This window comes from Streptomyces sp. 3N207 (assembly GCF_052246355.1).
Taxonomy (GTDB): domain Bacteria; phylum Actinomycetota; class Actinomycetes; order Streptomycetales; family Streptomycetaceae; genus Streptomyces.
The window spans coordinates 510,748-524,324 of the sequence record NZ_JBQQBV010000001.1; the positions used below are offsets into that span (position 1 = coordinate 510,748).

Sequence of the window (13,577 nt, forward strand, 5' to 3'; positions counted from 1 at the left end):
GCCGACCCACGGCGGCTCGGTCAGCAGCAGCCCGGCAGCGTCGGCAGCGTCCGCTTGTTGCGGGAGGCCAGATTGCGGGCCTCCAACTCGTGGTCCGCCGGGTAGGCGACCTCTTCCAGAGTGAGGCCGTGGGGGCGTACGACGTGGACGGCCGAGTCCCGGACGCCCGCGGCCAGCACCTTCGCGGGCCACTCCGGCGGGCGGTGGCCGTCCCCCACGAAGAGCATGGCGCCCACCAGGGAGCGGACCATGTTGTGGCAGAACGCGTCCGCCTGCACAGTCGCCTCCAGCACGCCGTCCGGGCGGCGCACCCACTCCAGCCGCTGGAGCCTGCGGATCGTCGTCGCACCCTCGCGCTTCTTGCAGTACGCGGCGAAGTCGTGCTCACCCAGCAGCCCCCGCGCCGCCTCGTTCATCGCATCGACGTCCAGCGCCCAGTTGTGCCACAGCACATGGCCACGCAGCAGCGGATCGACCCCGCCGGGGTGATCGGTGACGCGGTACGCGTAGCGACGCCAGACCGCCGAGAAGCGCGCGTCGAAGTGCGCGGGCGCCTCGGACAGGCGCCACACCCGTACGTCCATCGGGAGCCGCCCCGCCAGGCGGCGCAGCAGGTGCTCGCCGTGCTCGGCCCACACCTCAGCCGGCAGATCCACATGGGCGACCTGCCCCCGCGCGTGCACCCCCGCGTCGGTACGCCCCGCGACGGTCAGCTCCGGCGTCTCCTCCCGCCGCAGCACCACCCGCAGCGCGTCCTCGATCTCGCCCTGGACCGTCCGCTGCCCGCGCTGCCGCGCCCACCCGGAAAACTCCCGCCCGTCATAGGCCAGGTCCAACCGAATCCGCACCACGGCGACATCCTCCACTCGAACGGAACGGGCCCGCCCCCTCAGGGAACGGACCCGCTCACATGTCTCCGACGTCAGGCGTCAGGCTTCCTTGGACTCGCCCTCGGCGTCCTCGGCGGACTCCTCGGCCGACTCCTTCTTCAGCTCGGCGGCAGCCTCGTCACCAGCGGCATCCTTGGCGGTGCGCTTGGTCGCGGCCTCGGCCTCGCCGACGGCCTGCTGCTGCACCGTCAGCGGCTCCACCAGCTCGATGACCGCCATCGGGGCGTTGTCGCCACGACGCGGGCCGATCTTGGTGATGCGGGTGTAGCCACCGGGACGGTTCTCGTACCGGGGACCGATCTCGGTGAAGAGCGTGTGGACGACGCTCTTGTCCAGGATCGTGCGCATGACCTGGCGGCGGTTGTGAAGGTCGCCCTTCTTCGCCTTGGTGATCAGACGCTCGGCGACCGGACGCAGGCGGCGGGCCTTCGCCTCGGTCGTCGTGATGCGGCCGTGCTCGAACAGCGCGGTCGCCAGGTTGCCCAGCATCGCCTTCTGGTGCGCGGCGCTGCCGCCCAGACGGGGACCCTTGGTGGGCTTCGGCATGGTGTCTCTCCTTCGTTGTCACTGCACCGGCCGTATCAGGCACCGGCGGCAGTCCCGGCCGTATCAGGTACCGGGGCTTACGGGGGCCCCGGGCGGAGCCCCCGTCGATCAGTACGGACTCAGTACTGCTCGGTCTCGACGAACCCGGCGTCCGCGTCGTCATCCGCGCCGAAGGCGTCCGCCGCAGCGGTCGGGTCGAATCCGGGCGGGCTGTCCTTGAGGGCCAGGCCCATGCCGGCCAGCTTCGCCTTGACCTCGTCGATGGACTTCGCACCGAAGTTGCGGATGTCCAGCAGGTCCGCCTCGGAGCGGGCCACCAGCTCGCCCACCGAGTGGATGCCCTCGCGCTTGAGGCAGTTGTAGGAGCGGACCGTCAGCTCCAGCTCCTCGATCGGCAGCGCCAGATCGGCCGCGAGCGCAGCGTCCGTCGGCGACGGGCCCATGTCGATGCCCTCGGCGTCGACGTTGAGCTCGCGCGCCAGGCCGAACAGCTCGACCAGCGTCTTACCCGCGGACGCCATGGCGTCACGGGGCCGCATGGCCTGCTTGGTCTCGACGTCGACGATCAGCTTGTCGAAGTCGGTGCGCTGCTCGACACGGGTCGCCTCGACCTTGTAGGTGACCTTGAGAACCGGCGAGTAGATGGAGTCGACCGGGACCCGGCCGATCTCCTGGCCCACCTGCTTGTTCTGCACGGCGGAGACGTAGCCGCGACCGCGCTCGACGGTCAGCTCCATCTCCAGCTTGCCCTTGCCGTTCAGGGTGGCGAGGACCAGGTCCGGGTTGTGCACCTCGACACCGGCCGGCGGCGCGATGTCCGCGGCGGTGACCAGGCCCGGGCCCTGCTTGCGCAGGTACATCACGACCGGCTCGTCGTGCTCCGAGGAGACGACGAGGGACTTGATGTTGAGGATCAGGTCGGTGACGTCTTCCTTGACGCCCGGCACGGTCGAGAACTCGTGCAGGACACCGTCGATCCGGATGCTGGTCACAGCAGCGCCGGGGATCGAGGAGAGGAGCGTACGACGCAGGGAGTTACCGAGGGTGTAGCCGAACCCCGGCTCCAGCGGTTCGATCACGAACCGGGAGCGGAACTCGTCGACGACCTCTTCGGTCAGGGAAGGGCGCTGAGCGATCAGCATGAGAGGTTTCCTCCAGTCTTCGGCAACCGCTATTTGATGCCGGTACTGCAAGGGTACGGGCGGCCCGGCCGAAACACAGCCGAGACCGCCCCACCCTTCTGCAAGCCGAACCCGACTACTTCGAGTACAGCTCCACAATCAGCTGCTCCTGCACCTGGGTGTCGATCACCTGGCGCTCGGGCATCGAGTGGACGAGGATCCGCAGCTTCGACGGGATGGCCTCCAGCCACGCCGGAACGGTCTTCTCGCCGGCCTCCGCAGCAGCCACCTGGAAGGGGGTCATGTTACGGGAGGACTCGCGGACCTCGATGATGTCGTTGACGGACACCCGCGCCGAAGGGATGTCGGTCTTGCGACCGTTCAGCGCGATGTGGCCGTGCTTGACCAGCTGACGTGCGTGGTCACGGGACTTGGCGAAGCCGGCCCGGTACACGACGTTGTCCAGACGGGTTTCAAGAATGCGCAGCAGGTTTTCACCCGTCTTGCCCTGCTGGCGGTTGGCCTCGTTGAAGTACCCGCGGAACTGCTTCTCCAGCACGCCGTAGATACGGGCGGCCTTCTGCTTCTCACGCTTCTGCAGCAGGTACTCGGAGTCCTTGGTGCGCCCGCGCCCGTGCTCACCCGGGGGGTAAGGACGGATCTCGATCGGGCACTTCGCGCTCTCGCACTTAGCTCCCTTGAGGAAGAGCTTCTGCTTCTCCCGACGGCAACGCTTGCAGTCGGCCCCGGTGTAACGCGCCATGTGTGGTGATCTCCTACTTCAGTTCTCAGACCCGGCGACGCTTCGGCGGGCGGCAGCCGTTGTGCGGGGTGGGGGTGACGTCCTGGATGGAGCCGACCTCGAGGCCGGTGGCCTGGAGGGAGCGGATCGCGGTCTCACGGCCGGAGCCGGGACCCTTGACGAAGACGTCCACCTTCCGCATGCCGTGCTCCTGCGCGCGGCGCGCCGCGTTCTCGGCGGCCATCTGCGCGGCGAACGGCGTCGACTTCCGCGAGCCCTTGAAGCCGACGTGGCCGGCGGAGGCCCAGGAGATCACGTTGCCGGTGGGGTCAGTGATCGAGACGATGGTGTTGTTGAACGTGCTCTTGATGTGAGCGTGCCCGTGGGCGACGTTCTTCTTCTCCTTGCGGCGCACCTTCTTGGCGCCGGCCGTACGGCCCTTCGGAGGCATATAGAGATAACTCCCGTGAGGTGGTCGGTCCTACAACGCGGACCGCTTGCAGCGTGTCCGGTGTGGACTACTTCTTGCCCGGCTTCTTCTTGCCGGCGATGGCGCGACGCGGGCCCTTACGGGTGCGGGCGTTGGTCTTGGTGCGCTGGCCGTGGACCGGGAGACCGCGCCGGTGGCGCAGACCCTCGTAGCAGCCGATCTCCACCTTGCGGCGGATGTCGGCCTGAATCTCACGGCGGAGGTCACCCTCTACCCGAAGGTTGTTGTCCACGTACTCGCGGAGCTTGACCAGCTCCTCCTCGCCCAGTTCCCGCACGCGGGTGTCCGGGTTGACCCCGGTCTCGCGCAGGGTCTGCTGGGCAAGGGTGCGGCCGATGCCGAAGACGTAGGTGAGGGCGACCTCGACGCGCTTCTCGCGCGGGAGGTCGACGCCAGCGAGGCGTGCCATGGATGTGGCTCCTGATGATTCCGTCGGAGGTCTGAAGCAGTGCCGTTCCCATTCCCCCGTGGGGGTACCCCCTGCTCGAAGAGCTCGGGGGAGGGTCCCCGGCCTCCGACCGGGGGTGTCGACACCGTCAGCGGTGTCGGGCCCTGCTTATGCAACTGTTGCTCGCGTCGCGCGAAGGAACTGCGAAAGGCAGGTCGTTAAGTCAGCCCTGGCGCTGCTTGTGGCGCAGGTTCTCGCAAATGACCATGACCCGGCCGTGGCGGCGGATCACCTTGCACTTGTCGCAGATCTTCTTGACGCTCGGCTTGACCTTCATGGTGTGAGGTTCTCCGGGTCTGGCCATCTCCCCACGGGAGCGGGAAGCCGGCACGATCTGTCGATCTACTTGTAGCGGTAGACGATCCGTCCGCGCGTCAGGTCGTAAGGAGACAGCTCCACCACGACCCGGTCGTCGGGAAGGATACGGATGTAGTGCATCCGCATCTTGCCGCTGATATGCGCGAGGACCTGGTGCCCGTTCTGGAGCTCAACCTTGAACATCGCGTTCGGGAGAGACTCGACGACGGTGCCCTCGATCTCGATGGCCCCTTGTTTTTTGGCCATGCTTGAGCGCTTCACCTTCCGGGATCGGCTACCTGGGAGGCCCGAGGCATACGGGTACACCTGGGCCGACGAGCCAGTCTACGACACCGCTCCCGAATAGACGAATCGGGGAGTCTCCCCGTCCGGCGACGGGGTTAATCCGCCGAGCCCGGATCGAAGCCGGAACGGGGACGAATTCAGCCCAGCGGGTCCGGTGCGGCCTCGATACCGAGCTCCGCGAGCTTGGCGCGGCCACCGTCACGCGCGGTCAGCACCAGCGGACCCTGCTCGGTCAGCGCGACGGAGTGCTCCCAGTGCGACGACCAGGTGCCGTCGTTCGTCTTGACCGTCCAGTCATCCGACAGCACGTGCGTACGAGGCGTGCCCAGGCTCACCATGGGCTCAATGGCCAGGCACATCCCCGGCACCAGCTTCGGCCCCTTGCCCCGCCGCCGCTCGACGTAGTTCAGCAGGTGGGGGTCCATGTGCATCTGGGAGCCGATCCCGTGGCCGCCGTAGTCCTCGATGATCCCGTACTTACCGCCCGCCGGGCGCGGCTGTCGCCGGATGTAGCTCTCGATGGCCTTGGAGATGTCGACCAGCCGGTTGCCCTTGCGCATGGCGGCGATCCCGGCCCACATCGACTCCTGAGTCACCCGGCTGAGCTCGTGCAGCTCAGCGGAGTGGCCTTCGCCCACGAAGACGGTCAGCGCGGCGTCCCCGTGCCAGCCGTCGATGATCGCTCCGGCGTCGATGGACAGCAGGTCACCGGCCTTGAGGACGGTGTCCTTGCTGGGGATGCCGTGGACGACGACATCGTTCACCGAGGTGCAGATGTTGCCGGGGAAGCCGCCGTAGCCGAGGAAGTTCGGCTTCGCCCCATGGTCGGCCAGTACCTTCGCGGCGACCTCGTCCAGGTCCTTGGTCGTCGCGCCCGGCACCGCGGCCTCGGCGCATGCCTCGTGCATGGCGGCGACGACCAGCCCTGCCTCGCGCATCTTCGCGATCTGCTCCGGGGTCTTGATCTCGACCATGCCGACGTCCGCCTCTCCGCTGGCCGCTCGGGCCTCCCGCTGACTGAGTACTCCCACCAGTCTGCCAGCCCCTGCGGGGCGCCCCGACCGCGAGGGCAGCCCTCCCGGCCGGAGGCTGGGGGAGCAGTTCCCCGCGTCCCTTAGGAGTGCGGGGACGCGTGGAGGGGCCGGGCGTCAGCCCGACCCCTCCACAAGCTATGACCGGCCGCGACGGCGGTCAGCCACCGCGCCCCAGGGTCCGGGCCGCATCACAAGGCGCCCGCGCCCCGACGCTCGGTTACTCCCTCTCGAGCGCCTGCATGGCGCGCTCCGTCACCTCGCTGACCGCACCCAGCGCGGAGATCGTGGTCACGAGCCCCTGCGCCTTGTAGTGGTCGATGATCGGCTCGGTCTCGCTGTGGTAGACCTCGAGCCGCTTGCGCACGGTTTCCTCGCGGTCGTCCTCGCGCTGGTAGAGCTCGCCGCCACACACGTCGCAGACGCCCTCGGTCTTGGCCGGGCTGTACTCGACGTGGAAGACATGGCTGCTGTCGTTGCGGCAGATGCGCCGTCCGGCGATCCGCTTGACGACCTCGTCCTCGGGGACCTCCAGGTCCAGCACCGCGTCCAGCTTCTGGCCGGTCTCGTCCAGATAGCCGTCCAGCGCCTGGGCCTGGGCGATGTTCCGCGGGAAGCCGTCGAGCAGGAATCCGGCCGCAGCGTCCGGCTCCTCCATCCGGCTCCTGGCCATCCCGATGGTGACCTCGTCGGGTACCAGCTGGCCGGCCCGCATGTACTCCTGCGCCTTCTGCCCGAGCGGGGTGCCCTGGCTGATGTTGGCGCGGAAGAGGTCGCCGGTGGCGATGTGGGGGATCGCGAGGTTCTTGGCGAGGAACGCCGCCTGTGTTCCCTTGCCCGCACCAGGCGGCCCGACGAGGACGATACGCATCAGCGGAGGAACCCTTCGTAATGGCGCTGCTGAAGCTGGCTCTCGATCTGCTTCACGGTTTCCAGACCGACGCCCACGATGATCAGGATGCTCGTTCCGCCGAACGGGAAGTTCTGGTTGGCGTTGAACAAGATCAGCGCGACGGTCGGCACCAGTGCGATCAGGCCCAGGTACAGAGAGCCGGGCCACGTGATGCGGTTCAGCACGTAGCTCAGATACTCCGCGGTGGGACGACCAGCCCGGATGCCCGGGATGAAGCCACCATACTTCTTCATGTTGTCGGCAACTTCTTCGGGGTTGAAGGAGATAGCCACGTAGAAGAAGGCGAAGAAGACAATCAGCAGGAAGTAGGTCGCAATGTAAAGGGGGTGATCACCCTTCACGAAGTGGGCCTGAATCCACTGCGCCCAGCCCGCCTGGGAGCCACTGAACTGAACAATCAGGGCAGGAATGTAGAGCAGCGACGAGGCGAAGATGACGGGAATCACACCGGCCTGATTGACCTTGAGCGGAATGTAGGTCGACGTTCCGCCGTAACTCCGCCGGCCGATCATCCGCTTCGCGTACTGCACCGGAATACGGCGCTGCGCCTGCTCGACGAAGACCACGAGGGCGACCATCGCCAGACCGCAGAGGATGACGGCGCCGAACTCGATCCAGCCGTCCGCCAGCTTGCCCTGCTTCTTGATGGCCCACAGGGCGCCGGGGAAACCGGCCGCGATGGAGACGAACATCAGGATCGACATGCCGTTGCCGATTCCGCGGTCGGTGATCAGCTCACCCAGCCACATGATCAGGCCACAGCCGGCCGTCATCGTGATGACCATCACGATAGTGGTGAAGATCGACTGGTCGGGGATGATCTGGCTGCCGACGCTGCAGTTCTGGAACAGGCTGCCACTGCGTGCGGTGGCGACCAGGCCGGTGGCCTGAAGGATGGCGAGGGCGACGGTCAGATAACGCGTGTACTGCGTGATCTTCCCCTGTCCGGCCTGCCCTTCCTTCTTCAGCGCCTCCAGCCGCGGAATGACCACGACCAGCAGTTGCAGGATGATGCTCGCCGTGATGTACGGCATGATCCCGAGCGCGAAGATGGTGATCTGCAGCAGCGCGCCACCGCTGAACATATTGACCAGGCCGAACAGGCCCTGCGCGCCCTTGGCCTCGTCCATACAGGCTTGGACGTTCTCATAGCTGACGCCCGGCACGGGAACGTGCGCTCCGATTCGGAAGAGCACCATGATGCCGAGCGTGAAGAGCAGCTTCTTGCGCAGGTCGGGCGTCTGGAACGCCCGGGCGAACGCGGTGAGCACGGTGCCTCCTGCGCCCCCCGCGATCTACTGGCGCGAGAGGTGACGGTCTTGAGGATCGACAGTTATCAACGTGGTGCCACCTTACCGGCCGGTGCACCACCGAGAAACGACCAGCTGTGCAAACGACCAACCGGGGATGTCCCGTTGGGACATCCCCGGCCTGTCGTTCACCTGGTCAACGAACTCAGAGGAGTTCGGTGACGGTGCCGCCGGCAGCGGTGATTTTCTCCTTGGCGGAGCCGGAGACCTTGTCGACGGTCACCGTCAGCGCCACCGAGATGTCGCCATCGCCGAGCACCTTGACCAGCTCGTTCTTGCGCACAGCGCCCTTGGCGACCAGATCGGCCACCGTGACCTCGCCACCCTCGGGGTAGAGCGCAGCCAGCTTCTCCAGGTTCACCACCTGGAACTGCTTGTGGGCGGGGTTGTTGAAGCCCTTGAGCTTGGGCAGCCGCATGTGCAGCGGCATCTGCCCACCCTCGAAGCGCTCCGGAACCTGGTACCGGGCCTTGGTGCCCTTGGTGCCACGACCCGCGGTCTTGCCCTTGGACGCCTCACCACGACCCACGCGGGTCTTGGCGGTCTTGGCACCCGGGGCAGGACGGAGGTTGTGGACCTTCAGCGGGTTTTCGCCCTGAGAGTCAGCCATCTCAGTCGACCTCCTCGACCGTCACGAGGTGGCGCACGGTGTGCACCTGACCGCGCACGACGGCGCTGTCCTCGCGGACGGCCACATCGTTGACGCGCTTGAGACCGAGGGTCCGCAGCGTGTCACGGTGGTTCTGCTTGGTCCCGATAACGGAACGGGTCTGCGTGATCTTCAGGCGAGCCATTACGCGCTCACCCCTGCACGCGCCCGCAGCAGAGCGGCGGGTGCCACGTCCTCGAGCGGCAGACCACGACGGGCGGCGATCTCCTCGGGACGCTGAAGCCCCTGCAGAGCCGCACGCGTGGCGTGCACGATGTTGATCGGGTTGGACGAGCCGAGCGACTTGCTCAGCACGTCGTGGATGCCCGCGCACTCCAGCACGGCACGCACCGGGCCACCGGCGATAACACCGGTACCGGGCGAAGCCGGCTTGAGCAGCACGACACCCGCTGCCTCCTCACCCTGGATCGGGTGCGGAATGGTGCCCTGGATACGCGGGACCTTGAAGAAGTGCTTCTTGGCCTCTTCAACGCCCTTGGCGATGGCGGCCGGCACCTCCTTGGCCTTGCCGTATCCGACACCCACGGTGCCGTCACCGTCGCCCACCACGACCAGCGCGGTGAAGCTGAAGCGACGACCACCCTTCACAACCTTGGCGACGCGGTTGATCGCGACAACGCGCTCAACGTACGCGGTCTTCTCGGCGGCAGCGCCGCCGTCCCGGCCCTTACGGTCCCGCCGCTCGCCGCCACCGGCGCCACCACCGCGGCGCTGGGGTCCAGCCATTGGAATTACCTCTCTCTTTGTCCGCTAGCTCACGGAACCGGGGCTCAGAACTTGAGCCCGGCCTCGCGGGCGGCGTCAGCCAGAGCGGCAATCCGCCCTGCGTACCTGTTGCCACCGCGGTCGAACACGACGGCCTCGATGCCCGCGGCCTTGGCGCGCTCGGCGACCAGTGCGCCGACCTGCTTGGCCTGCGCGCTCTTGTCACCCTCACCACCGCGGACCGAGCTGTCCAGGTGCGACGCCGAGGCCAGCGTGTGGCCCGCGATGTCGTCGATCACCTGAGCGGTGATACCACGGTTGGTGCGCGTCACCACAAGGCGGGGGCGCTCGGGGGTTCCCGAGACCTTCTTGCGGATGCGGATGTGACGACGCTTGGCAGCGGCACGCTTGTAGGCGTCGCCCTTGGCGATCTTCACGCCGTATGCCATGGCTTACTTACCAGCCTTTCCGACCTTGCGGCGGATGACCTCGCCCGCGTACTTCACGCCCTTGGCCTTGTAGGGGTCGGGCTTCCGCAGCTTGCGGATCTTCGCGGCGACCTCGCCGACCCGCTGCTTGTCGATGCCCTCGACCGTGAACTTGGTCGGAGACTCGACCTTGAAGGAGATCCCCTCGGGGGCCTCCACCAGGATCGGGTGGCTGTAGCCCAGCGAGAACTCCAGGTTGGAGCCCTTGGCCTGGACGCGGTAGCCGACGCCGCTGATCTCGAGGTCCTTGGTGAACCCCTGGGTCACGCCAGTGATCATGTTCGCCACCAGCGTGCGGGACAGACCGTGCAGGGCCCTGTTCCGGCTCTCGTCGTTCGGACGGGTGACGACGAGCGCGCCGTCCTCGCCCTTGGCGATCTCGATGGGCGCGGCAACGGTGTGCGCGAGGGAGCCCTTCGGGCCCTTCACCGCGACCGTCTGGCCATCGATGGTGACGTCCACACCGGCGGGAACCTGGATGGGGAGCTTGCCGATACGCGACATTGCTTTACCTCCGTTCCCTTCCGTTACCAGACGTAGGCGAGGACTTCCCCACCCACGCCCTTCTTCTGTGCCTGCTTGTCGGTCAGCAGACCGTGCGACGTGGAGATGATCGCCACGCCCAGGCCGCCGAGCACCTTCGGCAGGTTGGTGGACTTTGCGTAGACCCGCAGACCCGGCTTCGAGATCCGCTTGATGCCGGCGATCGAGCGCTCGCGGTTCGGGCCGAACTTCAGCTCGAGAACGAGGTTCTTGCCGACCTTGGCGTCCTCGGTCTTCCAGCCGGTGATGTAGCCCTCCTGCTGGAGGATCTCCGCGATGTGCGACTTGATCTTGCTGTGCGGCATCTCCACGGTGTCGTGGTACGCCGAGTTCGCGTTACGCAGACGCGTCAGCATGTCTGCGATGGGATCGGTCATGGTCATGTGATGGCCTTCGGCCTCTCTCGCCGGGGTTTCCCTGTATGCGTCGTCCTTCTCCCCGTCCGCCGGCCTTGCGGCCGACGACGGGACGGGTGCGTCGCGGGGGACCTACGGCGTAGTAAGCGACTTTTCAGCTTACCGAGAGTCCTGGCTGATCCCCGAAGGGACTACCAGGAGCTCTTGGTCACGCCCGGCAGCTCGCCACGGTGCGCCATCTGGCGAAGGCACACGCGGCACAGGCCGAACTTGCGGTAGACGGAGTGCGGACGACCGCAGCGCTGGCAGCGTGTGTAGGCACGCACCGAGAACTTCGGCTTGCGGCTGGCCTTCGAGATCAGAGCCTTCTTCGCCATGATCAGTTCTCCTTGAACGGGAAGCCGAGGTGACGAAGCAGGGCACGACCCTCGTCGTCGTTGGTCGCCGTGGTGACCACGGTGATGTCCATGCCCCGGACCCGGTCGATCTTGTCCTGGTCGATCTCGTGGAACATGGCCTGTTCCGTGAGACCGAAGGTGTAGTTGCCCCTGCCGTCGAACTGCTTGGGCGACAGACCGCGGAAGTCGCGGATGCGCGGCAGTGCGAGGGACAGCAGGCGGTCCAGGAACTCCCACATCCGGTCGCCGCGCAGCGTCACGTGAGCGCCGATCGGCTGCCCCTCACGCAGCTTGAACTGCGCGATGGACTTGCGGGCCTTGGTGACGGCGGGCTTCTGGCCGGTGATCGTGGCGAGGTCCTTGATGGCACCCTCGATCAGCTTGGAGTCGCGGGCGGCGTCGCCCACACCCATGTTGACCACGATCTTGGTCAGCCCGGGGATCCGCATGACGTTGTCGTAGGAGAACTCGTCCTGCAGCTTGCCCTGGATCTCGGCGCGGTAGCGCTGCTTGAGGCGCGGGGCCTCGGTGGTGGTGGCAGTCATCAGATGTCCTCACCGGTCCGCTTGGCAACGCGGATCTTGTTGCCTTCGTCGTCGAAGCGGTACCCGACGCGGGTCACGACCTTCTTGCCGTCCTTCTCCACGATCAGCTGAACGTTGCTGACGTGGATCGGGGCCTCGGTCGTCACGATGCCGCCGGTCTTCGAACCGCGGGCCGTCTGACCGGCCTTGGTGTGCTTCTTGACCCGGTTGACACCCTCGACCAGGACCCGGTCCTCGCGCGGGTAGGCCACGATGACCTTGCCCTGCTTGCCCTTGTCCTTGCCGGTGATGACCTGAACCAGGTCGCCCTTCTTGATCTTCATGGTCACAGCACCTCCGGCGCGAGCGAGATGATCTTCATGAACTTCTTCTCGCGCAGCTCACGGCCCACAGGACCGAAGATGCGGGTGCCGCGAGGGTCGCCGTCGTTCTTGAGAATGACGGCGGCGTTCTCGTCGAACCGGATGTACGAGCCGTCCGGGCGGCGGCGCTCCTTGACGGTGCGCACGATGACGGCCTTGACGATGTCGCCCTTCTTCACGTTCCCGCCGGGGATCGCGTCCTTGACGGTAGCGACGACGACGTCACCGATGCCCGCGTAGCGCCGGCCCGAGCCGCCGAGTACACGGATGGTGAGAATCTCCTTCGCACCCGTGTTGTCGGCGACGCGAAGCCGGGACTCCTGCTGGATCACGTCTATCTCCTGTATGTCTGCCGGTTCCCGGCAGGGATCTCACGATCCCTGCCGAGCCTGGCGGAACGAACCTGAGAGCCCAGGACGGGCTCCAGGCAGCATTTCCTGGAATCCCCTTGCGGGAATTGCCTACTTGGCCTTCTCGAGGATTTCGACGATGCGCCAGCGCTTGGTGGCGGACAGCGGCCGGGTCTCCATCAGGAGGACGCGGTCGCCGACGCCGGCAGCGTTCTGCTCGTCGTGTGCCTTGAGCTTGTTGGTACGGCGGATGACCTTGCCGTACAGCGCGTGCGTGACGCGGTCCTCGACGGCGACGACGACGGTCTTGTCCATCTTGTCGCTGACGACAAGACCCTGTCGGGTCTTGCGGAAGCCGCGCTCCTGCTTGTCCGCGGCGGAGCCGCTCTTATTTGCAGTAGTCACATTCGTCTCGCTCATCAGGCGCTCTCCACCGTCTCGATGCCCAGCTCGCGCTCACGCATCAGGGTGTAGATCCGGGCGATGTCCTTGCGGACGGCCTTGAGCCGGCCGTGGTTCTCAAGCTGTCCGGTCGCCGCCTGGAAGCGGAGGTTGAACAGCTCTTCCTTGGCTTCGCGGAGCTTGGAGACAAGCTCCTCGTCACCCAGCTCGCGCAGCTCGGACGCCTTGGTTCCGGCCGCCATCACGCGTCACCTGCCTCGCGCCGCACGATGCGGCACTTCATCGGAAGCTTGTGAGCAGCGCGGGTGAGCGCCTCACGAGCAATCTTCTCGTTCGGGTAGGACAGCTCGAACATCACGCGCCCCGGCTTGACGTTCGCGATCCACCACTCCGGCGAACCCTTACCGGAACCCATGCGGGTCTCGGCAGGCTTCTTGGTCAGCGGACGGTCCGGGTAGATGTTGATCCACACCTTGCCGCCACGCTTGATGTGACGAGTCATGGAGATACGAGCGGCCTCGATCTGCCGGTTCGTCACGTAGGCACCGGTCACAGCCTGGATGCCGTACTCACCGAACGCGACCTCGGTACCGCCCTTGGCCATACCCGTGCGCTTCGGGTGGTGCTGCTTGCGGTGCTTGACCCTGCGCGGGATCAGCATGGG

24 protein-coding genes are annotated in these 13,577 nt (G+C 66.6%); all 24 read right to left on the reverse strand.

The genetic code is table 11. The features are described 5' to 3' along the window. Positions 1-20 precede the first annotated feature (20 nt). Positions 21-851: a tRNA pseudouridine(38-40) synthase TruA gene (gene truA / locus ACTWP9_RS02285; protein WP_443244221.1), complete on the reverse strand. Its 831-nt coding sequence runs from the start codon at positions 849-851 to the stop codon at positions 21-23. Positions 852-929: 78 nt separating this feature from the next. Beyond that, complete coding sequence (gene rplQ, locus ACTWP9_RS02290; protein WP_443244222.1) at positions 930-1,436, reverse strand: 50S ribosomal protein L17; 507 nt, start codon at positions 1,434-1,436, stop codon at positions 930-932. A gap of 119 nt (positions 1,437-1,555) precedes the next feature. Next, positions 1,556-2,578: a DNA-directed RNA polymerase subunit alpha gene (locus ACTWP9_RS02295; protein ID WP_443244223.1), complete on the reverse strand. Its 1,023-nt coding sequence runs from the start codon at positions 2,576-2,578 to the stop codon at positions 1,556-1,558. A gap of 115 nt (positions 2,579-2,693) precedes the next feature. After that, on the reverse strand, positions 2,694-3,320 hold the full coding sequence (rpsD, locus tag ACTWP9_RS02300; protein WP_443244224.1) for a 30S ribosomal protein S4: 627 nt from the start codon (positions 3,318-3,320) through the stop codon (positions 2,694-2,696). A gap of 25 nt (positions 3,321-3,345) precedes the next feature. Next, positions 3,346-3,750: a 30S ribosomal protein S11 gene (gene rpsK, locus ACTWP9_RS02305; RefSeq protein WP_016473404.1), complete on the reverse strand. Its 405-nt coding sequence runs from the start codon at positions 3,748-3,750 to the stop codon at positions 3,346-3,348. Positions 3,751-3,817: 67 nt separating this feature from the next. After that, entirely contained in the window at positions 3,818-4,198 is a 381-nt protein-coding gene (gene rpsM, locus ACTWP9_RS02310; protein ID WP_443244225.1) for a 30S ribosomal protein S13, read from the reverse strand. A 202-nt stretch (positions 4,199-4,400) separates the two neighbouring features. Continuing rightward, entirely contained in the window at positions 4,401-4,514 is a 114-nt protein-coding gene (rpmJ, locus tag ACTWP9_RS02315) for a 50S ribosomal protein L36 (protein ID WP_009740505.1), read from the reverse strand. Positions 4,515-4,579: 65 nt separating this feature from the next. After that, positions 4,580-4,801: a translation initiation factor IF-1 gene (infA, locus tag ACTWP9_RS02320; RefSeq protein WP_003948620.1), complete on the reverse strand. Its 222-nt coding sequence runs from the start codon at positions 4,799-4,801 to the stop codon at positions 4,580-4,582. 176 nt (positions 4,802-4,977) lie between these two features. Next, complete coding sequence (map, locus tag ACTWP9_RS02325; RefSeq protein WP_443244382.1) at positions 4,978-5,814, reverse strand: type I methionyl aminopeptidase; 837 nt, start codon at positions 5,812-5,814, stop codon at positions 4,978-4,980. A gap of 277 nt (positions 5,815-6,091) precedes the next feature. Then, positions 6,092-6,742: an adenylate kinase gene (locus ACTWP9_RS02330; protein WP_443244226.1), complete on the reverse strand. Its 651-nt coding sequence runs from the start codon at positions 6,740-6,742 to the stop codon at positions 6,092-6,094. Further along, the gene (gene secY, locus ACTWP9_RS02335) at positions 6,742-8,055 is read right to left on the reverse strand and encodes a preprotein translocase subunit SecY (protein ID WP_443244227.1); all 1,314 of its coding nucleotides are present in this window, start codon (positions 8,053-8,055) and stop codon (positions 6,742-6,744) included. The genes ACTWP9_RS02330 and secY overlap by 1 nt, the downstream gene beginning before the upstream one ends. 184 nt (positions 8,056-8,239) lie before the next feature. Beyond that, positions 8,240-8,704 carry a 50S ribosomal protein L15 gene (rplO, locus tag ACTWP9_RS02340; protein WP_209239894.1) on the reverse strand — a complete coding sequence of 155 codons (465 nt, stop codon included), beginning with the start codon at positions 8,702-8,704 and terminating at the stop codon, positions 8,240-8,242. Position 8,705: 1 nt separating this feature from the next. Further along, a complete protein-coding gene (gene rpmD / locus ACTWP9_RS02345) occupies positions 8,706-8,888 on the reverse strand; it encodes a 50S ribosomal protein L30 (protein WP_433100616.1) in 183 nt (60 codons plus the stop codon). After that, entirely contained in the window at positions 8,888-9,490 is a 603-nt protein-coding gene (gene rpsE / locus ACTWP9_RS02350; RefSeq protein WP_055485893.1) for a 30S ribosomal protein S5, read from the reverse strand. Before rpsE ends, rpmD begins: the two co-directional genes overlap by 1 nt. A gap of 44 nt (positions 9,491-9,534) precedes the next feature. Then, positions 9,535-9,918, reverse strand: coding sequence for a 50S ribosomal protein L18 (rplR, locus tag ACTWP9_RS02355; protein ID WP_443244228.1), 384 nt, complete (start codon positions 9,916-9,918; stop codon positions 9,535-9,537). A 3-nt stretch (positions 9,919-9,921) separates the two neighbouring features. Continuing rightward, entirely contained in the window at positions 9,922-10,461 is a 540-nt protein-coding gene (gene rplF / locus ACTWP9_RS02360; protein WP_443244229.1) for a 50S ribosomal protein L6, read from the reverse strand. 23 nt (positions 10,462-10,484) lie between these two features. Continuing rightward, entirely contained in the window at positions 10,485-10,883 is a 399-nt protein-coding gene (rpsH, locus tag ACTWP9_RS02365) for a 30S ribosomal protein S8 (RefSeq protein ID WP_209239898.1), read from the reverse strand. A gap of 164 nt (positions 10,884-11,047) precedes the next feature. Beyond that, positions 11,048-11,233: a type Z 30S ribosomal protein S14 gene (locus ACTWP9_RS02370; RefSeq protein WP_027738922.1), complete on the reverse strand. Its 186-nt coding sequence runs from the start codon at positions 11,231-11,233 to the stop codon at positions 11,048-11,050. Between the two features lie 2 nt (positions 11,234-11,235). Further along, entirely contained in the window at positions 11,236-11,799 is a 564-nt protein-coding gene (gene rplE / locus ACTWP9_RS02375; protein ID WP_443244230.1) for a 50S ribosomal protein L5, read from the reverse strand. Continuing rightward, entirely contained in the window at positions 11,799-12,122 is a 324-nt protein-coding gene (gene rplX, locus ACTWP9_RS02380) for a 50S ribosomal protein L24 (protein ID WP_443244231.1), read from the reverse strand. The genes rplE and rplX overlap by 1 nt, the downstream gene beginning before the upstream one ends. A 2-nt stretch (positions 12,123-12,124) precedes the next feature. Further along, positions 12,125-12,493 carry a 50S ribosomal protein L14 gene (gene rplN / locus ACTWP9_RS02385; protein WP_019354942.1) on the reverse strand — a complete coding sequence of 123 codons (369 nt, stop codon included), beginning with the start codon at positions 12,491-12,493 and terminating at the stop codon, positions 12,125-12,127. Positions 12,494-12,622: 129 nt separating this feature from the next. Continuing rightward, positions 12,623-12,931, reverse strand: a complete 309-nt coding sequence (gene rpsQ / locus ACTWP9_RS02390) for a 30S ribosomal protein S17 (RefSeq protein WP_443244232.1) — start codon at positions 12,929-12,931, stop codon at positions 12,623-12,625. After that, on the reverse strand, positions 12,931-13,155 hold the full coding sequence (gene rpmC, locus ACTWP9_RS02395) for a 50S ribosomal protein L29 (RefSeq protein WP_016473420.1): 225 nt from the start codon (positions 13,153-13,155) through the stop codon (positions 12,931-12,933). The genes rpsQ and rpmC overlap by 1 nt, the downstream gene beginning before the upstream one ends. Beyond that, positions 13,155-13,574 carry a 50S ribosomal protein L16 gene (gene rplP, locus ACTWP9_RS02400; protein WP_019354945.1) on the reverse strand — a complete coding sequence of 140 codons (420 nt, stop codon included), beginning with the start codon at positions 13,572-13,574 and terminating at the stop codon, positions 13,155-13,157. The genes rpmC and rplP overlap by 1 nt, the downstream gene beginning before the upstream one ends. Between the last annotated feature and the right edge of the window lie 3 nt (positions 13,575-13,577).

Excerpts from the sequence above, each read along its gene's own strand:
- rplQ (WP_443244222.1), bottom strand. The coding sequence starts at position 1,436 with ATGCCGAAGCCCACCAAGGGTCCCCGTCTGGGCGGCAGCGCCGCGCAC.
- ACTWP9_RS02295 (WP_443244223.1), bottom strand. The coding sequence starts at position 2,578 with ATGCTGATCGCTCAGCGCCCTTCCCTGACCGAAGAGGTCGTCGACGAG.
- rpsD (WP_443244224.1), bottom strand. The coding sequence starts at position 3,320 with ATGGCGCGTTACACCGGGGCCGACTGCAAGCGTTGCCGTCGGGAGAAG.
- rpsK (WP_016473404.1), bottom strand. The coding sequence starts at position 3,750 with ATGCCTCCGAAGGGCCGTACGGCCGGCGCCAAGAAGGTGCGCCGCAAG.
- rpsM (WP_443244225.1), bottom strand. The coding sequence starts at position 4,198 with ATGGCACGCCTCGCTGGCGTCGACCTCCCGCGCGAGAAGCGCGTCGAG.
- rpmJ (WP_009740505.1), bottom strand. The coding sequence starts at position 4,514 with ATGAAGGTCAAGCCGAGCGTCAAGAAGATCTGCGACAAGTGCAAGGTG.
- infA (WP_003948620.1), bottom strand. The coding sequence starts at position 4,801 with ATGGCCAAAAAACAAGGGGCCATCGAGATCGAGGGCACCGTCGTCGAG.
- map (WP_443244382.1), bottom strand. The coding sequence starts at position 5,814 with ATGGTCGAGATCAAGACCCCGGAGCAGATCGCGAAGATGCGCGAGGCA.
- ACTWP9_RS02330 (WP_443244226.1), bottom strand. The coding sequence starts at position 6,742 with ATGCGTATCGTCCTCGTCGGGCCGCCTGGTGCGGGCAAGGGAACACAG.
- rplO (WP_209239894.1), bottom strand. The coding sequence starts at position 8,704 with ATGGCTGACTCTCAGGGCGAAAACCCGCTGAAGGTCCACAACCTCCGT.
- rpmD (WP_433100616.1), bottom strand. The coding sequence starts at position 8,888 with ATGGCTCGCCTGAAGATCACGCAGACCCGTTCCGTTATCGGGACCAAG.
- rpsE (WP_055485893.1), bottom strand. The coding sequence starts at position 9,490 with ATGGCTGGACCCCAGCGCCGCGGTGGTGGCGCCGGTGGCGGCGAGCGG.
- rplR (WP_443244228.1), bottom strand. The coding sequence starts at position 9,918 with ATGGCATACGGCGTGAAGATCGCCAAGGGCGACGCCTACAAGCGTGCC.
- rplF (WP_443244229.1), bottom strand. The coding sequence starts at position 10,461 with ATGTCGCGTATCGGCAAGCTCCCCATCCAGGTTCCCGCCGGTGTGGAC.
- rpsH (WP_209239898.1), bottom strand. The coding sequence starts at position 10,883 with ATGACCATGACCGATCCCATCGCAGACATGCTGACGCGTCTGCGTAAC.
- ACTWP9_RS02370 (WP_027738922.1), bottom strand. The coding sequence starts at position 11,233 with ATGGCGAAGAAGGCTCTGATCTCGAAGGCCAGCCGCAAGCCGAAGTTC.
- rplE (WP_443244230.1), bottom strand. The coding sequence starts at position 11,799 with ATGACTGCCACCACCACCGAGGCCCCGCGCCTCAAGCAGCGCTACCGC.
- rplX (WP_443244231.1), bottom strand. The coding sequence starts at position 12,122 with ATGAAGATCAAGAAGGGCGACCTGGTTCAGGTCATCACCGGCAAGGAC.
- rpsQ (WP_443244232.1), bottom strand. The coding sequence starts at position 12,931 with ATGAGCGAGACGAATGTGACTACTGCAAATAAGAGCGGCTCCGCCGCG.
- rpmC (WP_016473420.1), bottom strand. The coding sequence starts at position 13,155 with ATGGCGGCCGGAACCAAGGCGTCCGAGCTGCGCGAGCTGGGTGACGAG.
- rplP (WP_019354945.1), bottom strand. The coding sequence starts at position 13,574 with ATGCTGATCCCGCGCAGGGTCAAGCACCGCAAGCAGCACCACCCGAAG.